General features: G+C 58.9%; 21 protein-coding genes. 5 read left to right on the top strand and 16 right to left on the bottom strand.

Going from position 1 to position 20,831, the window contains the following annotated elements; translation table 11 throughout:
* Positions 1-86 precede the first annotated feature (86 nt).
* The 4 genes from ACOYO3_RS06145 to miaA are packed head-to-tail and all read right to left on the bottom strand — an operon-like array spanning position 87 to position 5,365.
* Entirely contained in the window at positions 87-2,138 is a 2,052-nt protein-coding gene (locus ACOYO3_RS06145; RefSeq protein WP_002525856.1) for an ATP-dependent DNA helicase, read from the bottom strand.
* Entirely contained in the window at positions 2,128-3,609 is a 1,482-nt protein-coding gene (hflX, locus tag ACOYO3_RS06140; protein WP_002524992.1) for a GTPase HflX, read from the bottom strand. The genes ACOYO3_RS06145 and hflX overlap by 11 nt, the downstream gene beginning before the upstream one ends.
* A 54-nt stretch (positions 3,610-3,663) precedes the next feature.
* Positions 3,664-4,485, bottom strand: coding sequence for a diaminopimelate epimerase (gene dapF / locus ACOYO3_RS06135; RefSeq protein ID WP_002524993.1), 822 nt, complete (start codon positions 4,483-4,485; stop codon positions 3,664-3,666).
* A 4-nt stretch (positions 4,486-4,489) separates the two neighbouring features.
* A complete protein-coding gene (miaA, locus tag ACOYO3_RS06130; RefSeq protein ID WP_230606558.1) occupies positions 4,490-5,365 on the bottom strand; it encodes a tRNA (adenosine(37)-N6)-dimethylallyltransferase MiaA in 876 nt (291 codons plus the stop codon).
* A 202-nt stretch (positions 5,366-5,567) separates the two neighbouring features.
* Here miaA and ACOYO3_RS06125 point away from each other — a divergent pair, with 202 nt between their 5' ends.
* A complete protein-coding gene (locus ACOYO3_RS06125) occupies positions 5,568-5,768 on the top strand; it encodes an antitoxin (RefSeq protein ID WP_002523929.1) in 201 nt (66 codons plus the stop codon).
* A 150-nt stretch (positions 5,769-5,918) separates the two neighbouring features.
* Here ACOYO3_RS06125 and miaB read toward each other — a convergent pair whose 3' ends face one another.
* Positions 5,919-7,403, bottom strand: a complete 1,485-nt coding sequence (gene miaB, locus ACOYO3_RS06120) for a tRNA (N6-isopentenyl adenosine(37)-C2)-methylthiotransferase MiaB (protein ID WP_427305811.1) — start codon at positions 7,401-7,403, stop codon at positions 5,919-5,921.
* A 60-nt stretch (positions 7,404-7,463) separates the two neighbouring features.
* Positions 7,464-9,005: a YfcC family protein gene (locus ACOYO3_RS06115; protein WP_002515612.1), complete on the bottom strand. Its 1,542-nt coding sequence runs from the start codon at positions 9,003-9,005 to the stop codon at positions 7,464-7,466.
* A 163-nt stretch (positions 9,006-9,168) separates the two neighbouring features.
* Between ACOYO3_RS06115 and ACOYO3_RS06110 the strand changes: the two genes are divergently transcribed.
* Entirely contained in the window at positions 9,169-10,068 is a 900-nt protein-coding gene (locus ACOYO3_RS06110) for an aldose 1-epimerase family protein (RefSeq protein ID WP_002515534.1), read from the top strand.
* A 40-nt stretch (positions 10,069-10,108) separates the two neighbouring features.
* On the opposite strand, the gene rny is transcribed toward ACOYO3_RS06110, so the two are convergent.
* The 3 genes from rny to recA are packed head-to-tail and all read right to left on the bottom strand — an operon-like array spanning position 10,109 to position 13,432.
* Entirely contained in the window at positions 10,109-11,815 is a 1,707-nt protein-coding gene (gene rny, locus ACOYO3_RS06105) for a ribonuclease Y (RefSeq protein ID WP_427305810.1), read from the bottom strand.
* Positions 11,816-11,840: 25 nt separating this feature from the next.
* Positions 11,841-12,389, bottom strand: a complete 549-nt coding sequence (gene recX / locus ACOYO3_RS06100; protein WP_074323620.1) for a recombination regulator RecX — start codon at positions 12,387-12,389, stop codon at positions 11,841-11,843.
* Positions 12,386-13,432 carry a recombinase RecA gene (gene recA, locus ACOYO3_RS06095; protein ID WP_002515492.1) on the bottom strand — a complete coding sequence of 349 codons (1,047 nt, stop codon included), beginning with the start codon at positions 13,430-13,432 and terminating at the stop codon, positions 12,386-12,388. The genes recX and recA overlap by 4 nt, the downstream gene beginning before the upstream one ends.
* Before the next feature lie 151 nt (positions 13,433-13,583).
* Between recA and ACOYO3_RS06090 the strand changes: the two genes are divergently transcribed.
* Positions 13,584-13,769 (top strand): hypothetical protein, encoded by a 186-nt coding sequence (locus ACOYO3_RS06090; RefSeq protein ID WP_002523923.1) that lies wholly within the window; start codon positions 13,584-13,586, stop codon positions 13,767-13,769.
* Here the strand turns inward: ACOYO3_RS06090 and ACOYO3_RS06085 are convergent.
* Positions 13,743-13,937, bottom strand: coding sequence for a DUF3046 domain-containing protein (locus tag ACOYO3_RS06085; protein WP_002515520.1), 195 nt, complete (start codon positions 13,935-13,937; stop codon positions 13,743-13,745). The two genes, ACOYO3_RS06090 and ACOYO3_RS06085, sit on opposite strands and share 27 nt — an antisense overlap.
* 395 nt (positions 13,938-14,332) lie before the next feature.
* Between ACOYO3_RS06085 and ACOYO3_RS06080 the strand changes: the two genes are divergently transcribed.
* Positions 14,333-15,091 carry a DeoR/GlpR family DNA-binding transcription regulator gene (locus tag ACOYO3_RS06080; protein ID WP_002517774.1) on the top strand — a complete coding sequence of 253 codons (759 nt, stop codon included), beginning with the start codon at positions 14,333-14,335 and terminating at the stop codon, positions 15,089-15,091.
* A 101-nt stretch (positions 15,092-15,192) separates the two neighbouring features.
* Here the strand turns inward: ACOYO3_RS06080 and ACOYO3_RS06075 are convergent, their stop codons facing one another.
* The 4 genes from ACOYO3_RS06075 to rimO form a co-directional block, all read right to left on the bottom strand.
* Positions 15,193-15,468, bottom strand: a complete 276-nt coding sequence (locus ACOYO3_RS06075) for a helix-turn-helix domain-containing protein (RefSeq protein WP_002513709.1) — start codon at positions 15,466-15,468, stop codon at positions 15,193-15,195.
* Between the two features lie 101 nt (positions 15,469-15,569).
* On the bottom strand, positions 15,570-16,055 hold the full coding sequence (locus ACOYO3_RS06070) for a CinA family protein (RefSeq protein WP_002524996.1): 486 nt from the start codon (positions 16,053-16,055) through the stop codon (positions 15,570-15,572).
* On the bottom strand, positions 16,052-16,666 hold the full coding sequence (gene pgsA, locus ACOYO3_RS06065; RefSeq protein WP_002517845.1) for a CDP-diacylglycerol--glycerol-3-phosphate 3-phosphatidyltransferase: 615 nt from the start codon (positions 16,664-16,666) through the stop codon (positions 16,052-16,054). The genes ACOYO3_RS06070 and pgsA overlap by 4 nt, the downstream gene beginning before the upstream one ends.
* Positions 16,667-16,774: 108 nt before the next feature.
* Positions 16,775-18,199, bottom strand: coding sequence for a 30S ribosomal protein S12 methylthiotransferase RimO (rimO, locus tag ACOYO3_RS06060; RefSeq protein ID WP_002520470.1), 1,425 nt, complete (start codon positions 18,197-18,199; stop codon positions 16,775-16,777).
* Between the two features lie 31 nt (positions 18,200-18,230).
* On the opposite strand from rimO, the gene ACOYO3_RS06055 reads away from it, so the two are divergent.
* Complete coding sequence (locus ACOYO3_RS06055; RefSeq protein WP_002515547.1) at positions 18,231-19,037, top strand: fructosamine kinase family protein; 807 nt, start codon at positions 18,231-18,233, stop codon at positions 19,035-19,037.
* Positions 19,038-19,417: 380 nt separating this feature from the next.
* Here ACOYO3_RS06055 and pyrE read toward each other — a convergent pair whose 3' ends face one another.
* A complete protein-coding gene (pyrE, locus tag ACOYO3_RS06050; protein WP_002517721.1) occupies positions 19,418-20,068 on the bottom strand; it encodes an orotate phosphoribosyltransferase in 651 nt (216 codons plus the stop codon).
* A 27-nt stretch (positions 20,069-20,095) separates the two neighbouring features.
* On the bottom strand, positions 20,096-20,806 hold the full coding sequence (pyrF, locus tag ACOYO3_RS06045) for an orotidine-5'-phosphate decarboxylase (protein ID WP_002524998.1): 711 nt from the start codon (positions 20,804-20,806) through the stop codon (positions 20,096-20,098).
* Positions 20,807-20,831: the final 25 nt, after the last annotated feature.

The raw sequence follows: 20,831 nt of genomic DNA, 5'->3' as shown, positions 1-20,831 counted from the left end.
CGCAGGGCTCTCTCCCCTATCCTTGGTGTGCCTCGGCCGAAATCGATCACGACGAAAATACCGGGTCCGGGTCAAGAACTTCATCATTATTCCGCCAGTCTTCGCAACGCCCCAACAGCCATCTCTCGATCGGTCGTAGTCCAAAAGGGCGGCATCGACGCCCGCAGAAAATTGCCGTACCTAGCAGTCACCAGCCGTGGGTCGAGAACGGCGATCACCCCGCGATCGTCAGCACGACGGATGAGACGACCAGCCCCCTGGGCCAACAAGAGCGCGGCATGGCCAGCCGACACCGTCATAAATCCATTGCCACCAGCGTCCTCAACAGCCTTACTCCGGGCTGCCATGAGCGGGTCATCAGGACGTGGAAACGGAATCCGATCAATAACAACCAGACGGCAAGTGTCGCCAGGAATATCGACCCCCTGCCACAGCGACACAGTTCCAAATAGACAAGTACGCGGATCAGCCGCGAATCGCCGAGTGAGATCAGCCAGGTGCCCTTCTCCCTGGCACAGGACCGGAATATCAGGCATAGCACTGCGCATGTGCTCAGCAGCAGCTATAGCATTGCGCTGGGAAGAAAACAGTCCTAAAGTCCTCCCACCGGCTGCCCACACGAGCTCAGCAAGATCATCAAGAACCTCAGGTGCAATACCGTCGCGCCCCGGGCGGGGCAACGACCTACCGACATAAAGAATTCCTTGCTTTGAGTAGTCGAAAGGTGAACCAACATCAACTCCCCGCCATCCCATCTGAGTCTCGAGGATTTCCGGAGCGTCTCCCTCAATTTGCTCGAGCGGGGACAGTCCGACATCGCGCGCTATCGCGAGAAAATTACCACCAATGCATAAGGTCGCCGAGGTTAATATCGTCGTGGACTGAGCAAAGACATTCTCTCGTAGCAAGCCGCCAACACTCAGCGGAGCGACGTGAATGCTGCGGTATCCCTTCTCAGACTCAGAGACCCACACCACGTCGGCGGCGGCCAGCCTCACCATGCATTCGGCGGTCTCGAAAACCTCCCGCATCGCGGCTTGAGCCTGTGCTCTCTCCGCATCGACTGGTTCCCTAGAGTCCTCATCATTTCGGCCCAGCTGGCTGACTGCCACGCGAGCAAGGTCACGCAACACGGCACAGGTCTGGATGACTTGGGCGTCCGGCGTGGTGACCCGACCTGGGACGGTGGCCTCCAGGGCATGATCCATGGAATCAGCCTGATTCAACAGGTCGGCGCCCACGTCGTCATCGAGCCACGTCATAGCCCGCTTCGCCGTCGTCGTCACGATAGCTGGAGAGAGGTCCTTCGAAGCGGCCCTGGTAAACCGGTTTACCAACTCATGGGCTTCGTCGATAATGACCGTGTCATGCTCCGGTAGGACGCGTCCGCCATTGAGAGCATCGATCGCGAGCATCGCGTGATTGGTGACCACCAGGTCAGCATTTCGGGCCTGCTCCCGCGCAGCCTCCGAGAGGCACTCACTGCCAAATGGGCACCGCTGAACCCCAAGACACTCATTGGCTGGCACGCTCACCTGAGTCCATGCGAGCGGAGTATGGGCAGGAGCATCGTCGCGATCACCCAGTCCAGATTCCTCAACCTGTTTTTCGGCCCATTCCCGCAACATGACAACCTCGGCGCCCAGCGTAGATTCCGGAGCTGCTTCGACCTCCCGACCGTCGTCGGCGGCGGCGACAACGAGATCTGCGCCGGGGACGAGGGCATCCTGTCCCTTGGTGCGGGTTGAACCACCCCGCACCTTATGCAGGCAAATATGGTTGTTCCGTCCTTTGAGGACTGCCACCCTCGGCCTACGAGACAAAACCTTCTCAGATGCGTCAAGGATGGTCGGAATATCCTTGTAGGCAAGCTGAGTCTGCAAGGCAAGCGTAGCGGTAGCGACGATGACTTGTGCCCCTTTTTCGACGCAATAGACCAGGGCCGGAGCCAAGTACCCGAGGGACTTTCCCGTTCCTGTGCCGGCCTGGACCAACAAGTGCAGCTTGTCGCGCATAGCTTGGTCGACAGCTTTAGCCATCGCGACTTGGCCCGGCCTCTCTTGACCACCCATCTCAGAGACGGCAGTGCTGAGCAGGTCACGACACATCTGACTGACGTCTGCCGGCTCAGACCCCATCACAAGCCTCTTCGACCTCGGCCGCTAGAGCAGGGTGAAGGTGAGCGACGACATGAGTGCCATCAGCAGTGTGATCAATGAGTCCGATAGTTCCGTTGTGGTGAATCTTGTCCATAAGATCCCCACGCGCATAAGGAATAACGACGTCGACGCGCTGGGAAGGTATGGGAAGTCCGGCCTCGATGGCCTCGACAAGCTTATCGATTCCTTCACCTGTATGAGCAGAGACTAAGTAAGCCCCCGGGAAGGTAGAGCGCAAGGTCAAGATGGTTTCATCGCTAAGACGATCAATCTTGTTAAGGACGAGAATCTCAGGAATATTACTGGCCCCAATCCCCGACAGCACCCCGCGTACTGCGTCGACCTGGCCGAGTGGATCTGGATCATCTGCATCCACAACGTGGAGGAGCACATCGGCCATCGCCGTCTCCTCCAGAGTAGATGCAAAGGCCTCGACGAGGTCGTGCGGCAAGTGTCGAACAAATCCCACCGTGTCAGTGAGGGTGTAGACCCGACCGTCGGAGGTGGTGGCGCGTCGAGTCGTGGGGTCAAGGGTTGCAAACAGAGCATTCTCGACGAGTACCCCGGCGCGGGTAAGCCTGTTGAGCAAGGAAGACTTACCAGCGTTGGTGTACCCGACGATGGCCACTGATGGCACCTTGTTTCGGATGCGATCGGCCCGTTTGGAGGCACGGGTGGACTCGATGTGCGTGAGACGACGACGCAACACCGCAATCCGATGGCTAATACGTCGACGGTCAGTCTCGATACGGGTCTCACCGGGACCACGACCACCGATACCAGCACCTCCGGCGGCTCGTCCACCAGTCTGACGCGAGAGATTGCCGCCCCAACCACGCAATCTCTGCTTGAGATAATTAAGCTGGGCCAGCTCCACCTGAGTACGACCCTCAACGCTGCGCGCATGTTGAGCGAATATGTCGAGAATCAGGGCCGTCCGGTCCACAACTTTGACCTTGACCCGATCCTCGAGGTTGCGCAACTGAGCGGCGTCAAGTTCACCATCACAAATGACAGTATCGGCGCCAGTCGCCCACACCACCTCGGCAAGCTCTGCCACCTTGCCCGAACCAATGTACGTCGCCGGATCCGGGGTAGTCCGATGTTGCATGACAGCTTCGAGTACCTGAGATCCCGCCGTTTCAGCAAGGGCTTTCAGCTCCGCCATAGCGTTCTCGGCGTCTGCGGCAGTTCCCTGAGTCCACACCGAACACAGCACCACTCGTTCCAGCCTCAGTTGACGGTACTCAACCTCGGAAATATCCGACAGATCAGTTGACATACCTGGCACGCGTGTCAGCGATAGGCGTGCATCCAGATCAAATTGGTCACCGTCGTAGTCACTCTGATCCTCGCTAAAACCGTTGTTGTTCTTCAGCGCGTCTTCGCGCTCGTTATCGATTTGTTCGATCTCGCTCACCCGGTACCCATCCTCACGCCCCAATGCCATCGCGCTAAGTGTAGGAGGACGTTCCGACAGGTTGACAAGAGCGTGTTCGCCCTCTCATCCATTCGGCAGATCCACCTTGCCAGCGGCCAGGATCACGGCAGGACCGGTAAGGATAGCCCGGTAGCCGTCATCGGAAGGGCTCAGCGTGACGACGACTCGCCCACCTGGAACTTGGACGGTCCACGGTCCTCGATGTCCGGTGCGAGTGGCCATGGTTGCAGCAACTGCCACCGTCCCCGTACCGCAAGACATCGTCTCCCCCGAGCCCCTCTCATGGACTCGCATCGCCACGGTGTGCTGGTCTATCTGCTCGACAAATTCGACGTTGACGCCATCAGGGAATGCAGATCGTGGCCGCCAAGTCGGTGAGTCATTAAGGTTAATACCACAGACTGTGGTGTGGTCGGTCACAACAACAGCATGCGGGTTGCCCACGTCAACTTTGCACGCCGGCCACCACATATCTTGATGCTCGATGGTCACCTTGCCGGACTCAACCCGGACTGTTCCCATGGTCACGGACACATCGCCACCGTCATGCAGTCTGACATGGCGCACCCCAGCGCGCGTCGCGACGTCAGCCTCAGTAGTCGTCATGCGCCCGGTCTGGACGAGATAGCGTGCGAAGACACGCAAACCGTTGCCACACATTTCAGCGATCGTGCCATCAGCGTTGCGATAATCCATGAACCACAGGTCAGGATCGCCATTCCAGTCCTCAACATCTCCGGCTCGCAGAGCTTGCAAGGTACCGTCGGCCCCGATCCCGAATCGGCGATGGCACAGCCAACGCACCTGCGCGGAAGTCAGCGGGTCCTGCTGGTCGACGATGACGAAGTCATTGCCGGTACCGTGTCCTTTCCAGAAGGTCGTCATAGCGTCAATCCTCCTCGTCGGTCGTCAGGGCGGTCAACACCCTCGCCACAACCCGGTCATCAAGGTCTGGGGCGAGGGCATTGAACCACTCAATGCGATCGTCACGGCGGTACCACATGAGCTGTTTACGGGCGAAGCGACGAGTGCCAATGATGGTCCTACGACGGGCCTCATCCTCGTCGTAGTCCCCATTCAGATATTCCAGCACCTGGCGGTACCCCAACGCACGGCTCGCCGTCAGCCCTTCGCGGAGACCGACGTTAGCTAGGGAACGCACTTCGTCGACGAAACCGTATGCCCACATCTGGTCAACCCGATCGGCAATACGCTGGTCTATGTCTTTGCGCGACAGTTCTAAGCCCATTTGCACCGTCTTAGGCCAGTGGAGGGTCCCGTCGGGGATCGTGGCAGTAAAGGACCCTGTCAGGTCAATAACTTCGAGGGCACGAACGATTCGCCTGCCGTTGCCGGGCAAGATTGACTCAGCCGCCTTGGGATCGCGACGGGCAAGCTCGTCATGCAGAACTCGCGGCCCCTCGGCATCTAGCTTCTCCTGCCACCGAGCCCTCACTTCCGGATCAGTTGGCGGGATGGACATTTCGTCAATGATGGCCTTGGTGTACAGCGCAGACCCTCCCACCAAGACAGGGATGACACCACGCGACAGACAATCCTCGACGGCATCACGGGCCAGCGTCTGCATCAGTACTAGCGAGGAGGGCACAGTCACATCAAGAATCGACACCAGGTGATGCACTACCGTGCGCTGCTCGCGAAGTGTAGGGGTGGCAGTGCCAATGTCCATCCCGCGATACACCACCATCGAGTCAGTATTAATAATTTCGGCGGGGTGCTCATCGACATACAAGCGGCGGCACACTCGCACCGCTAGCCCTGATTTTCCGCTAGCAGTGGGCCCGACGAGGCAGATGACCGGCAAATTCACATATTCATTTTTGCGCACCGTCGCGACATCCTTACAACAACGCGTAGAGCGAAAAACCTCGCAAGGGTGGACTATCCCATGTGTAGCCTTGCAAGAGTCATCCCCGAGAGGGGGAAAACTCCCGAAAGGAGATCACATGGGACTCTTCGATAAGGCCAAGGACGCCATCAGCGACCGCCAGGACGACATCAAGAATCAGGCCAGCCAGCACAGCGATCAGGTCGAGCAGGGCATCGACAAGGCTGGCAACGCTGTCGACGACAAGACCGGCGGCAAGTTCTCCGATCAGATCGACAAGGGCCAGGACGCCCTCAAAGACAAGCTTGGCGACCTCTGAGTCGTCCACAACATAACGCAGTCTGTCCCAGGGACCCGCTCCGGATGGGAGCGGAAGTGCTGCAACACGAGGGGTGGTGCTCCATTGAGCGCCATCCCTCGTCTATCTTCCTCACTGTCCGTAAAATGCCATACCTGTAAGACCCATCGATCAGTGTCTCGGGACTCCCACGGTGGGAAGCCCGAGCACCGTAGAAGTACCCTGGGACACCTGCCCCTGACGGGCGTGCCACGCGTCTCCCCCGCGAGTACGACGTAAATTCACCAAGCCACCATCAGCGACCAAGTGATGCGGGTGACCAGACGTAATAACAACCTCACCGATATCACCGGGACGCGGCACATCATCACCGGGGTTAAGACTGACGTGAACCAAGCGGTTGTCACGGGCACGGCCCGTAACGCGATGGGTAGCTTCGTCCTTGCGACCCTCCCCTTGCGCAAACATGACCTCGACAGCCCGTCCAACCTGGGCCTTGTTCTCTTGCCAAGCAATGTCGTCAACGAGCTCGACAAGTTGCTCGTAGCGCTCCTGGACGACCGGTTTTGGAACCTGATCCTTCATGACGCCAGCCGGAGTGTTAGGACGGATGGAATATTGGAACGTGAAAGCCGCAGAGAATCTCGACTCCTCGACGATTCGCATCGTCTCGGCGAAATCTTTGTCGGTTTCACCCGGAAAACCGACAATGATATCAGTAGTAATAGCAGCGTGAGGGATGGCCTCGCGCACCCGGTCGAGGATGCCCAGGAACTTCGTGGATCGATACGAACGGCGCATCCGACGCAGCACCTCGTCAGAACCGGACTGCAGCGGCATGTGCAAGCTTGGCATGACGTTAGGAGTCTCAGCCATAGCCTCGATAACGTCGTCGGTAAAAGCGGCCGGATGCGGCGAGGTGAACCTCACCCTCTCTAGGCCGTCGATGTTTCCGCAGGCGCGAAGCAGCTTAGCAAAAGCGCCACGATCGCCGAATTGAACTCCATAGGAATTGACGTTTTGGCCTAGTAGCGTAATCTCCTGGACTCCCTCGTTAACGAGGGCACGGATCTCAGACAGGATCTCGCCGGGACGGCGGTCAGTTTCTTTGCCACGCAACTGCGGGACGATGCAAAAAGTACACGTATTATTGCAACCCACCGAGATGGACACCCACGCTGAGTAGGCGGAATCGCGCCTGGCAGGCAAATTCGATGGAAAGGTGACCAGAGACTCCTCAATCTCCACCTGAGCTGTTGCATTGTGGCGAGCTCTCTTAAGTAGAACCGGCAACGAACCAACGTTGTGGGTACCAAAAACGACGTCAACCCACGGAGCTCGCGCAACCACGGTGTCCTTGTCCTTCTGAGCCATGCAGCCGCCGACAGCTAGCTGCATCCCAGGATGGGCCGACTTTACTGCAGCCATGTGGCCGAGGGTGCCGTAAAGACGATTATCAGCGTTCTCTCGCACCGCGCAGGTGTTGAAGACGACGACATCAGCTGGCGCCAAGGTGTCAGTTCTAGGATCGGGAACGTAGCCGGCCTCCTCGAGAAGCCCGGCGATGCGCTCGGAGTCATGGACATTCATCTGACACCCGTAGGTCACGACCCGATAAGTCGGAGCCTCGGTGTGCTGCAAGGTATTATTGGGCATGGCGCACACACTCTACGTCATGTACCCGTCGCAACGTGTACTCGCTGACGAACGTGTCGATCACACCACCGTCTGAAGCACGAGCAGTATCCCGCCATAGACGAGGACAAACACCACCAACGGCCACACGAACTTCAGCCAGTGTGAGTACTTAATGTCCAGCATCTGCAGGGTTGCCATTACCAGGCCAGTAGGCGCCAAGAAGAGCATCGCGTACTGACCCCACTGATACGCACACAGCACAGTAGCCCGCGAGACTCCTGCGGTGTCTCCTAGCGGCGCCATGATCGGCAAGGCCAAGACTGCCAGTCCTGACGATGACGGCACGATGAAGCCGAGCAAAAAGAATACGATCAGCAAGGACAGTACAAAGACCGGACCGCTGACATGAGAGACGACCTTTGCCGACTCATACAGCAACGTGTCAGAAATCAATCCTTCATTGAGAATGTGGTTAATCCCACGCGCCAAGCCAATAATGAGAGAGACAGCAACAAGGCTAGATGACCCTGCACTAAAGGAGTCGACCAATTCTTTCTCACTGAGCTTGTTCGTCCCCGTAGCGGCAATAAGCATGATAATAATCGTAATAGCAAGAAAGGACGAAGCCATAGCTGGGAACCACCAGCCTCGAGCCATGACTCCCCAGACCATAATCGGGAAAGCTGCGGCAAAGAGGAACAGGATAACCTTACGCCGCCAGTCGAAACCGATCTCAGCACCGTCATTACCTAGCGACCACTGGGCTGCGAAAGCTTCTCGGTCTTCCCACGCATAGGAGAATCCAGGATTGGCCTTGACCTTCTTTGAGTACCACGCCAAATAGAGCACCACGGCAATAGCACCTCCGACAAGTCCAATGACGCGCCAGGTCATCCCTTCAGTAAGCCGGATACCAGCGGCGTTCGCACCAATTGCAGAGGAGAACGGATTGATAGTCGAGAAACAGGTACCAATCGATCCAGCAAGGAAAATTGAGCCCACAACAACGAGAGCATCATATCCCATTACTATAAATACCGGTGCTAAGATTGGATAGAAAGCAACTGCTTCTTCTTCGAGTCCACAGGTCGTGCCACCTACGATCATGAAGAGAGATACGAAGAGGACAAGCAAAAACTCCTTGCCCTTCGATCTCGCAGTAAGTCGACCAAGGCCAGCTTCGAATGCGCCGCTCGCCTTCACTACCCCAATGAGTCCGCCCAAAACGAGAATGAAGACAATAATGTCGACGGCCTCAATCGTGCCGGTCACCATCCCGTTAGTGATATCCCCAATGCCTGCGGGGTGAGAAGCGACCCGCTCATAGGTGCCTGGCACTGACACTGATCCCGTTATTGATCCCGATGTAAATTCCGAGATCTTCATTGCGACACCGTACTTGTCGAGAGTCGCCTGAGTTGCGGTATGCTTCGTCGTTGCTCCATTGGGGTCCACAATGACCAACTGGTTAGAGCCAGCGGCGTAACTCATCTTTGAGTAACTCCCCGCCGGAATAAACCAGGTACAGACAACAGCTAGCACCGTCAGTACAAAAAGGATGGTAAAAGCCGAGGGAACCCGTAGACGATGGCGGGCCTCGATAGCATCGTTACTAGACAAGGTGCACCTACTTTCTCCTCGCTACAGCGAAGCGACCGATGACGCTGACGGACCCTTCACTGGGCACCGTTACGCCATGAACAATAGCGTCACCACCGGAAATTCGTAGACACCGGGGTTTAAAGACTCGTGCCCGCAAAGCGCACGGCGCTAGTCTTTCGCCATGATCAATGACGCCATACTCCCCACCGGCACCCAGTATGAGATCTCCCATGGCCCTTGGCAGGCCATCGTCACGGAGCAGGGCGCCACCCTTCGCAGCCTTCACTATGAGGGAACAGACGTCATCAAATCCTTCGATGCTGATCAGTCGCCGACCTCATCTCAGGGCCAACAGCTCCTTCCTTGGCCCAACCGCATCCGTGACGGTCACTACACCTTCGACGGTATGGAGCAGCAGCTGGCCGTGAGCGAGGTCGATCGCCACAACGCTATTCACGGTCTAGTGGCATGGTCTCGCTGGTCTTTAGTGGAACATACCGACACATCGGTGACTCAAACAATCCGAATCATGGCTCGTCCTGGTTGGCCTGGAACCATCAGCGTGCGCCTTACCCACCGCTTAAGCGACGCCGGTCTAGCTGTTGAAGTCACCGCGCGCAATGTCGGTACGACAGCGGTGCCGTTTGGATACGCAGCACACCCCTATCTCTGCCTGGGTGGCACCATCGACGACTGGACAGTCGACGCCCCGTTTACCTCGTGGTTACAGGTCGATGATCGGCTGCTACCAATGCAGATGCGCGAGATGGATAGCATCCACACGCTGAACGGTCTCACGGTCGGACAGCGCACCTTCGATACCGCTTACACCGTGAAAGGCGACGGAACCGTCGGATCGCCCGCATGGCGTATCCGGGTCTCCAACGGTGAAACGAGCCACGAATTGTGGGGCGACGCCGCGATGAGCTGGGTGCAAATCTACACTCCAGACGACCGCCACAGTCTGGCCGTCGAACCAATGACCTGCGGCCCAGACGCATTTAATGAGGGCCCGACCCACGGTGACGTCATTCGACTAGAGCCCGGTAATGACGTCACACTGCACTGGGGCATCGCCTGACCCGCGGAAGCTCGAAAGGACAAGGACGGGAGGGCAGGATTCACGCGTCCCCGACGGTCTCTATTGCCTGGAACGAACGGATCACAGTAACCCGGGTCCGTCCGGGAACAGTGACCTGCTCCCCTATTGCAAGGGCGATCTGGCGGGCAAGGCGCGAGGCTTGGTGATCGTCGACGGCGCCCGGGTCGACAAGAATCTGCATCTCACGCCCTGCTTGCAGCGCAAACGCGCGCACGACCCCGGGAAAGCTGGTAGCTATCTCTTCGATGGTGTCCATCCGCCGAACGTGGGCTTCGAGGGACTCACGTCGAGCCCCAGGCCGAGCAGCAGAGATAGCATCCGCGGCCTTGACGATGAAGTCAGTGACACTCACCGGATCAATCTCGTCGTGATGAGCGGCGATAGCGTGAATAACCTCCTCCGATTCACCATAACGACGTGCTAGCTCGGCACCAATAGCAGCATGACTACTTCCCTCGACACCTGGAGTGAGGGATTTGCCGAGGTCGTGTAAAAACGCAGCCCGACGACAGATCTCGATATCAGCCCCAATTTCGGCAGCCAGGTTGGCTGCCAGCCGAGCGCACTCAACGCAGTGATCTAGCACCTGCTGACCATAGGAGGTTCGGAATCTCAATGAGCCGAGGATCGGCAGCAGACGGTCGTCAATATCGTCAATTCCCGCCCTCGACAGAGCGTCAGCGGCAGCATCCAGGCACATGTCCTCGATGCGGTCGACCGCTCGTTGATGGGCTCTTTCGATACTGATGGGGTGAATTCGCCCGTCCTCGACCAAATCGGTGAGAGCCTGCCGAGCCACCTCACGGCGCATTGGATCGAAGCAACTCAATAGCACGATCTCCGGGGTGTCATCAATGATGACGGTCACACCAGTGACTTGCTCAAAGGTGCGAATATTGCGACCCTCTCGACCAATGACTCGGCCTTTCATCTCGTTGCTAGGCAACGGCACGACACTGACGACGGTGTCAGCAACCATCTCGGAGGAACACCGCTGGATAACCTCCGCCACGATATGGCGAGCCCTAGCCTCAGCCGACGCCGTCGCCTCGGTGACGATGGCACGGGCACTGTTTTCGGCGAAGACGCGAGCCTCCCGTCCCAGATGCTCAACGAGCTCATCGCGGGCCTCACCGAGGGACATCCCGGCGACCCGTTCCAATTCGGTAACGATCTGACCATGACGTCGATCAAGCTCGGCATCACGCTCATCAAGTTGTGAACTACGTTCGGCTAGCTCCAACCGGTCCTGCTCGATCTTGTCGAGCCCCTCTTCGAGATGGCGGCGAGCTTCTTGCAGCCGGTGATCGCGTTCGGTCAGTTCTTCAACGGAGCGACGATTAATCTCTAAGAGAGCCTCGGCGCTACGCCGGGCTTGATCAGCATTGTCGGCACGGCGAGCTTCATCGGAGGCCCGGGTGCGGCTGGACTCGAGCTCCGCTCGAGCCTTAGCGACATCCTTGCGGCTATCGGCGAGATCTTGACTTGCCCGGGACAACCGTTCTTGACTTCGGGAGAGTTCCAAGGCCTTGACGTCGCGCTCTGACTCCGCTCGCTCCGCCCTCCTGCCAATGGCTCGACGGTCTGTCAGCGAGCCGATAATAGCTGCTACTGCGAGCACCGATACTGCGATGAGTGCGATGAGCATGGCCCTGTCCTCTCTCACATCCTGACTCGGATCTGCATCGTCGCCCTCATCGTGCCCGGTACGAGGACCGTCAGACACGAGGCAAGCGGTAAACGATATGACTTTAGTCGAACAGCCCAGTCGTCGGAGCCTCGGGGGGCTCCTCACCGAGCTCATCACGTGCCGCACAAATGGCAGCCCACGCAATATGGGGACCGTACCCTTTACGGGCCAGCGTCCCAAGGACTCGTCGAGTCAGCCGAGCTTCTTCAATTCCGCGTCCTGCACGCAGTTTGGTTATCGCCAGTTCCGTGGCGGCATCGAGTTCGTCAGCGTCGGTGATCTGAGACGTCGCATCCTCGATGACGTGAGAGTCGACCCCCTTACGAGACAGCTCGGCAGCCACGGCTCTACGTGATAATCCTCTCATCCCATGTCGAGATGCCGTCCAGCGGTTCGCAAAGTCAGCGTCGTCAATAAGCCCCACCTCGGTGAGGCGATCGAGGACCGCCTCACGCACAGGTTCGGGCACCCCTTTGGAATCGAGGATATCCGCGAGCTCACCGCGGGTATTAGCCCGACGATCCAGTCGCTTGAGGCAGATCTCCCGAGCTTCCTCATACCACTGGTCATCAGTCAATTCTGGCTGCAGATTCTGGCGTCGGCGACTCAGAATTCCACCTCGCCAGTTCGGGGATCGACACCTTCAGGGACCTCGGCTTCGCGCAGGCCAAGGTGAGTCAGGATCTTGTCCTCAATCTCATTGGCAACATCCGGGTTACCTCTGAGGAACTTTCGGACGTTCTCCTTACCCTGACCTAACTGCTCATTGTTGTAGCTGAACCACGAACCGGATTTGGTGATGATGCCGCAATCTACGCCCATGTCGATGAGGCTTCCCTCGCGAGAAATGCCCTGTCCGTAAAGGATGTCAAACTCTGCCTGCTTAAAAGGTGGGGCGACCTTGTTCTTGGCAACCTTGACACGAGTGCGGTTACCGACCATCTCTGATCCGTCTTTAAGAGTTTCGACACGCCGCACGTCGAGGCGCACGGACGAGTAGAACTTGAGGGCGCGACCACCTGTCGTTGTCTCCGGGGAGCCAAACATGACACCGATCTTCTCGCGCAGCTGATTAATGAAGATGGCAGTGGTACCGGCCGCATTCAACGCACCGGTCATCTTGCGCAGGGCCTGGCTCATAAGGCGGGCCTGCAAACCAACATGGGAATCACCCATCTCGCCCTCGATCTCAGCCTTCGGGGTCAGAGCGGCCACCGAGTCAACAACGATGAGCTCCAAGGCACCCGAGCGGACGAGGGTGTCAGCAATCTCGAGAGCCTGCTCACCATTGTCAGGCTGGCTCACCAGCAGGGAATCTGTATCGACCCCGAGTTTGCGTGCGTATTCCGGGTCGAGAGCGTGCTCGGCGTCAATAAAGGCACAGATGCCGCCTTCAGCCTGGGCATTAGCGATTGCGTGCAAAGCCACCGTCGTCTTGCCGGAGGATTCGGGACCATAGATCTCCACGATTCTGCCACGTGGGAGGCCTCCGACACCCAACGCGACGTCGAGGGCCACCGAGCCCGTGGGGATAGCGGCGATCTTAACGGTCTCCTGCTCGCCAAGGCGCATGATAGAGCCCTTGCCGTGCTGCTTCTCGATCTGCTGCAAGGCCGTGGCAAGGGCCTTTTCGCGGTCAGCGGTCGCTGCCATGTCGTTCCTTCCTCGAAGGCGGTCTCCCGCCCCATTTGACGCGCGGCACCGCCGCGACGTTGATCATATGTGGCGATGAGAGAACCCCACCGAGCTCCCTGAGCCATCACCCAAACTGTAGGAGCGGAGTCGGACAATTCGTCAGGCAATTTTGTACCTGTGGATAACTTGCCAACGTGCCCGTCCGCTCAGCTGTGGACAACCCTGCCAAATACCACCGACGACTATCGAGCACGCCATGTTCCGGTTTTGTTCCGCTGCTGTTCGGCTCCGCAACCATGTCACCGTCGCTGACCGCTACACCTCCAGATCACCGCAAGGAATCGGACAGCTCTAAGGTTTTCCAACACGCCCGCCAGATCATCTTAGCGTCGACTCCATCGGCCAACGCTTCCTGTACGGTCCGCGAGTCAAGACCCGGAACCGCCTGCTGCGCAGCCCAGATGCGGCAGTAGTCGTCGCCAAGCGCCTCGGCTAACCGCGTCCACAATTGGGTCTCTGTCATAGTCCAAGCCTATGCGCTCCCGCACAACCGAGCCCTGCCCATCCCAACCGCATGTACTCCCAGAGCCGTCACGAGCAACTAAGGGGCAATAGTGATCGTCAAGAAACGCCGTTACTGTGCTCACCGGTGTGGCCCTACCTGATCGAGACACCGGGGAATCGGCGCAACAGACTACGACACGGCATACCTGTCGTATCACGCTTCCATTGCCGAGCATCACGTGATGGGGGGCCACAAACGATGTCAACTATGCTGCACCCTTGCTCCCATCACTGCTACCAGCACGGTAGGATCAGCACAGAAACGCTCACAATGTCACGCAAGCCCGTCAGGCGAACTGGGAGGGGACAATGCCATCGGACGCCCATTCGACGTCTTCTCGCCGCAATGATCGTATGGTGGCCATTTTGGCTATGCTACGGGATCGCGACGAGGTTCCCCTCCGCGACATGGCATCAGCCTTGGGGGCCAGTGCGGCCACGATCCGGCGTGATGTCGTCTCCTTGGCCGAGCAAGGCTTGCTTATTCGTTCACACGGAACTGCGCGTCGCGCCGGAACTGGCGCCGAACTACCCGTCAATCTACGGGACGGTCGCCGTCGTCGTGCCAAAGAAGCCATTGCCCACGCCGTAGCTTCCGAACTGCCGATCGGACGTCACGCTATTGGTCTGACCGGCGGAACCACGACAACCGAAATCGTCCGGGCCCTGCATCATCGCCACGACCTGACCCTCATTACAAACTCCGTCAGCATTGCCCTCGAAGCTGCTAGTCAGGGCCAGCAGAGGGTCCTGATTACTGGTGGGGTTCTGCGACCATCTTCCCTCGAGCTCGTCGGTTCCTTGGCCGAATCCACCTTCAAACAGGTCAATGTCGGAACAGCCATCGTCGGCTGCGACGGCATGAGCGCCGAGGGTGGTCTGACGACTCATGACGGTATCGAGGCAGCTACTAACCACACCATGATCAAACGGGCAGCACACATTATTGCGGCTGTCGATGGGTCGAAAATCGGTCGAGTAACCCTCGCCAAACTGGCTGAGGCCAAGGACGTCGACCTCCTCATTACAGACGACTCTGCTGACCCCGAAGAACTAGCCCGGCTGCGCGCACTGGGTATCGCGATTCGAATCGTCCACGCGCCCATCGACTGACGGTCCCTCGGCCACCCGCTAGCGCGCTAACTATCCGCTGTCTCGTCCTAAATGTAGACGTTCCCGGTCCCGGGACCGGGAACCTGACAAGCTTGGTACGTTCAAGCCGCAACAGTGATGCGGTGTTCCGGGGCGTCTTCGTTCTTGAGCATCTTGTCACTGACAATGCGCATGAGATCGGACTGGGGAAGATCCAGAGCAGTGCAGATGGCCGAGATAAGCTCGCTAGAAGCTTCTTTCTGGCCTCGCTCCACCTCCGACAGGTATCCAAGGGACACGCGTGCGGCAGAAGACACCTCACGCAAGGTTCGCCCCTGTGCGAACCTCTGCTCCCGCAGAGACTCGCCGAGCATTTCACGCAACAGAGTTGATTTCATGGGTATCTCCTCCCAGGTGGTTCATCCATGACAACGCATCGCCTTCATGAAACATTCCCCACACCGCGGAATTTTTCACTTCTTGCTTGAGGTGCGCGTCCTCAGCCTTCCGAACCGAGAACAACCTCACATCCCAAATCGAGGAGACGCTCCACTGTGCCGCACCGAATCTCCTCGCGCGAACCCTCAAGTTGGAGACGTTTAACGACCGGGGCCCCGCGGTAGACCACCGCTATAAACACGGTCCCAGCCTGTTCGCCGTCCTGGGGATCAGGCCCAGCAACTCCGGTACATGCCATCCCGAGATCAGCGTCGCAAACCTTGCGACACCCCATGGCCATCTGGGCGGCAGTAATGGAGTTGATCACGCCGTTCTCCGCTATCCACTGTGCGTCGACCCTTGCCAGGGTCGATTTAAGCTCGCTGGCATAGGTGACCAGGCCGCCACGAAACACTGTTGATGCCCCCGGAACGGTGGTAATCGTCGCGGCGACAAGACCAGCCGTTAGAGATTCGCAGGTTGCGGCCGTCATTCCATGCTCAGACAGCACCGCAATGAGCCGACGGGCTCCTTCATCGCCAGTCATTTGAGCGTGCGCTTCCGGGCCGGCCTGGACTCGGTCATCTTTGCGCGGTTACGAATGAGAATGGCGTCGCGGATGTACACCAGGCCGGTAATCACTGTGAGGACGAAGGCAATGATCATGACCGCCCAGGCGATGACGTAGACAAAAGTAGGCATGCGCCACAAGCCCAGGCAGAACAGCGTAATCGCCAGCGACTGCATGGCCGTTTTCAGTTTGCCGCCCTTGTTAGCCGCCATCACCTTGTACTTGAGCATCTTCATTCGCATGACGGTGATGCCCCATTCACGCAACAGGATGATAATCGTCATCCACCACGGGAGTTCGCCGATAATCGAGAGGCCGATAAAGGCCATGCCGGTCAGTGCTTTGTCAGCAATCGAATCACCGATCTTGCCGAAGTTGGTGACGAGGTTGTATTTACGAGCAACCTTGCCATCGACGAAGTCGGTGAGGATCGCCACCATGAAAACGATCGTCGTTGTCGTCCGCCAGCCACCTTCATGAGCATGGGCTAATAGCATCCATCCGAAGATGGGAACCGCAACGACCCTCAGCAGGGTCAGCGCATTGGGAACGTTGATGCTGCTGGGACGGTCCTTCTTCGTGGCCATAGGCTCAGTATGTCGCGTGACGATGCCTCATGCGACTCACCGCCCTGGAAGCGACTCGGATTGATCACTTTTTGGCAGCGCGCTGAGATCGACGGCTAGTCGCGAGGCTTAGGCATTCGCAGGCCGCGCGACGAGATCAACACCGTCAGAACCGACGAACTCGACGTCGACGATGTCCCCCACGCTCACTGCGGCTGCGTCGACCAGGGTGACGCAGCCATCGACTTCCGGCCCCTGATGTTCGGCCCTGCCGATAACAGCCTCATCGATCTCCTCGACCATCACCCGCCCCCGGGTTCCAATCCGGTCCTCAGCACGCTGGGAAACGAGTTCGTCGGTCAGATCAGCGAGGTCTTCGCGACGAGCAGTGACGACGTCCTCGTCTACGTGTCCATCAAGTCCGGCGGCCTCGGTGCCCTCCTCGTCGGAGTAGGCGAAGACGCCTGCAACATCGAGGCGGGCGCGCTGTAAAAAGTCAGCCAAAACTGCGACGTCCGCATCGGTCTCACCAGGGAAGCCGGTAATGAAGTTCGACCTCAAACCGGCCTCCGGGCAGCGGGAGCGAATGGAATCGATGATATTCAGAAACGACTCGGCGTCACCGAATCGACGCATGCGACGCAGTAACGGTCCCGACGCGTGTTGGAAGGACAGATCGAAATAGGGCACGACCTTGTCGGTGGCCAATATCGTGTCAATAAGCCCCGGTCGCAGCTCTGCTGGCTGCAAATAAGACACTCGGATCCATTCCAGACCATCAACCTGATCAAGGTTGACGAGCAACTTCTCCAACAGCCTGAGATCTCCTAAATCTTTACCATAGGAACTGGAATTCTCGCTGACGAGGAATACTTCCTTGACGCCGTGGTCCACCAACCAACGAGCCTCCTCGACGATTTCTGCGATCGGGCGAGAAAGGTAAGAGCCGCGAAAACGCGGGATGGCACAGAACGCACAACGACGGTCACAGCCCGAGGCCATCTTCAGCGGTGCACTGGGCCCTGTCCCGAGCCGTCGCCGAGTGGCTCGGGGGCCGGAATCCGGAGTCACGGAGGCTGAAAGGTCGGGGGCCGTGCCGTGACCGGGAACAGAAACCTCAGCGCGTGCGGTTGGTCGATCGACCGGACTAATCGGCAACAGGGTACGTCGGTCACGGGGAACATGGGTCTCAAGCGATCCGCCGTCCAAGATGGTTCGCAACCGACCCGCGATGTCGCCGTAATCGTCAAAACCCAGCACCGCGTCAGCCTCAGGCAAAGACTCCGCGAGCTCACGCCCGTAACGCTCGGCCATGCACCCAACCGCAACGACTGAGGTCGTGATGCCATTCCCCTTGAGATCGGCGGCAGCCAGCAAGGTATCGACGGAATCCTTCTTGGCCTGCTCGATGAAGCCACAAGTATTGACGACAACGGTCTCCGCCTCAGCAGGGTCGTCGACGAGGCGGAACCCACCAGCCTCCATTCGGGCCGCAAGCTCCTCGGAGTCGACGTCGTTGCGGGCGCAGCCCATCGACACTAGATGGACTGTCATGAGGTGATCAGCGGCAGACACGAGACTCCTGATGGACGAGGTGGTTTCGACTGCATCCTACGCGTCTACCGTAGGATCCATGACCTTCCGCAAGACCGACCACCACAAGAACGCCATTGACTACGAGGTCGCCGGACTAATGTGGCTCGCTGCTGCCCGGCCAGATGGGGCCGGCATCGTCGAGGTGCTCGACCACGGCAAGGGATGGCTCACCGAACCCGAATTGTCCACTGGGCATCCCACCCGCGAGGCAGCCGAGGACTTTGGCCGCCGACTGGCTCACACCCACGCAGCCGGGGCCTCACACCTGGGGGCTGCACCTGACGGGTTTGTTCCCGACGATGGGTATATCGGCCGTGCTCCCCTGCCACTGCCGTCCGAACCAATCTCCTCCTGGGGAGAGTTTTACGCTCAGTACCGCATCGAACCATATATGGACAGTCTCGACGCTGACGCTCGCGCGATCATGTCCAAGCTCGTCGACCGCCTGGCAAGCGGGGCGCTTGATCACGATGAGCCGGCGTTAGTCACCTGCCCTGCAGCTCGCACCCACGGGGACATGTGGGCTGGCAACCTCATGTGGACCCCCGACGGTGTCGTCCTCATTGACCCTGCCGCTCAGGGTGGTCACGCCGAAGAAGATCTCGCGGCCTTGTCGGTATTCGGTGCCCCATTCGCCGAGCGAATCCGGGCCGCCTACAACGAGGAATCGCCACTGGCTGACGGCTGGGAGGACCGAATCGGGTTGCACCAACTCCATATGCTCATCGTGCATTGCTGGCTCTTCGGCGGCGGATACGTCGACCAGACCGTCGCGATCGCCCGGCGATGGGTGTGATCCCGTTTCGCGGTCACGTACCTCTCCCCGTGGTCCCATAGCAAACGGACCGGGCCACCACCAAGGTTCCATGCGGTCGGCGCATGACCACAACTGCTCGACGTGCAGGGCGAAAACGCCACTGCCACCCAACCAGCCAGCGTGTCTGACAACCCTGACACCCGAGCAGTTCGGCCGACCCGATAACCGCGAACCGTCTCTGTGATCAGCATTAGTGGCGGCTTTCAGGGCCGGGGCCGGAACACGCCGCACGACGTCGATGGCAAGGGCCTCGCCCGGCACCTGCTCCAGGAACCCACGCGGATTTGCCAACGAGATCGCGAGGGTTTGCCACCCGGAGACGAGACTCAGTCAGCGGGTCAAGAACGCCAGCGGGCTCATCAGTGCGCGTCCGACCAGGCTTGTGGATCCGACGACCACGTCGCCAACGTCGCCTGCTGCTCAGATGTGATCCGCCCAGACTCAGCAGCCACCTCGATCAGGATCGGATAATTCGACAGGGTATACAGCGGCACTCCCGCCTTCTCGAAGGCGCGGTGTCCCTTCTCCAGCTCGTAGGAGAAGAGAGCGAGGACGCCGACTACCGTCGATCCCTCACGCTCTACCGCCTGGGCGGCTTTGAGCACCGAGCCACCTGTGGAGATGAGGTCCTCGACCATGATGACCTTCGAATGAGCTGGAATACGCCCTTCAATCTGGTTGCCCCGCCCATGGTCCTTTGGAACAGAGCGCACATAGGCCATGGGTGCGCCAAGCCGATCGGCGGCAAGAGCAGCATGGGCAATGCCGGCAGTAGCAGTGCCGGCCACGACGTCGACCTGATGGAAATTGGTGCGAACAAGTGAAGCCAGCCCATCAGCAATGAGATCACGAGTCTGCGGATCCGAGAGGGTCACCCGATTGTCGCAGTAGATGGGCGAGTGTAGCCCGGATGCCCAAGTGAACGGGGCATCCGGAGACAGCGACACGGCCTCGATGGCTAGCAGGCGCTCAGCAAACTCGCGGGCGATCTCGTTATTGGTCACGGTCATTGCGATTTCCTCCAGGTCGTGTTGTCGTCAGGCCTTACGCCCGGCATTCCAGTCATCGCGAATAGCGTGATAAGCGGCTACCGGGTCGTCAGCTTTGGTAATGGGCCGCCCGACCACGATCGCCGAAGACCCCATCGAGGCGGCGTTGCCCGGAGTGGCGACCCTGGACTGATCCCCTACTGCGGACCCTGCCGGACGAATTCCCGGCGTGACGCGCAGGAAGTTTGGACCGGTTACCGAGGCGATATCGGCGGCCTCGTGAGCCGAACAGACGACTCCGGCCAGTCCAGCAGCCTGGGCGAGCTTGGCGTAGTTGCGCACCGACTCGACAAGCGGCACATCCACTAGCTGCTCAGTTTTCAACGCCTCCGGGGAGGTGGAGGTGAGTTGAGTAATGGCGATGACACGAGTGGTCTCGGCGGCATCTCCCAGGCCCTCAAGCGAAGCCTCCATCATGCTCCTACCACCGGCTGCATGGACGGTGAGTAGGTCCGCGCCCAGCCTGGAGAGGCTAGAAGCGGCACCCTTGACGGTATTGGGAATGTCGTGAAGCTTGAGGTCACAGAAGACGTCGTGCCCGGCCTCCTTGAGGCTGGTCACCACACTAGGCCCCGCTGCGTAAAACAACTCCATGCCGACTTTGACGAAAAGATTCTCCCCGTCGAATCGACCTACGAAGTCAAGAGCTGCCTCGGCGCTAGGAAGATCGAGAGCGATAATCGGGCGGGTGATGTCCATATGAACTCCTTGAGTGGTGGTCGGA

The organism is Cutibacterium sp. KBN10P07758 (genome assembly GCF_050286205.1).
In the GTDB taxonomy this organism is placed as follows: domain Bacteria; phylum Actinomycetota; class Actinomycetes; order Propionibacteriales; family Propionibacteriaceae; genus Cutibacterium; species Cutibacterium acnes.
Note: the sequence above shows the minus strand (reverse complement) of the source record. Positions and strands in the feature narration are given on the sequence as shown.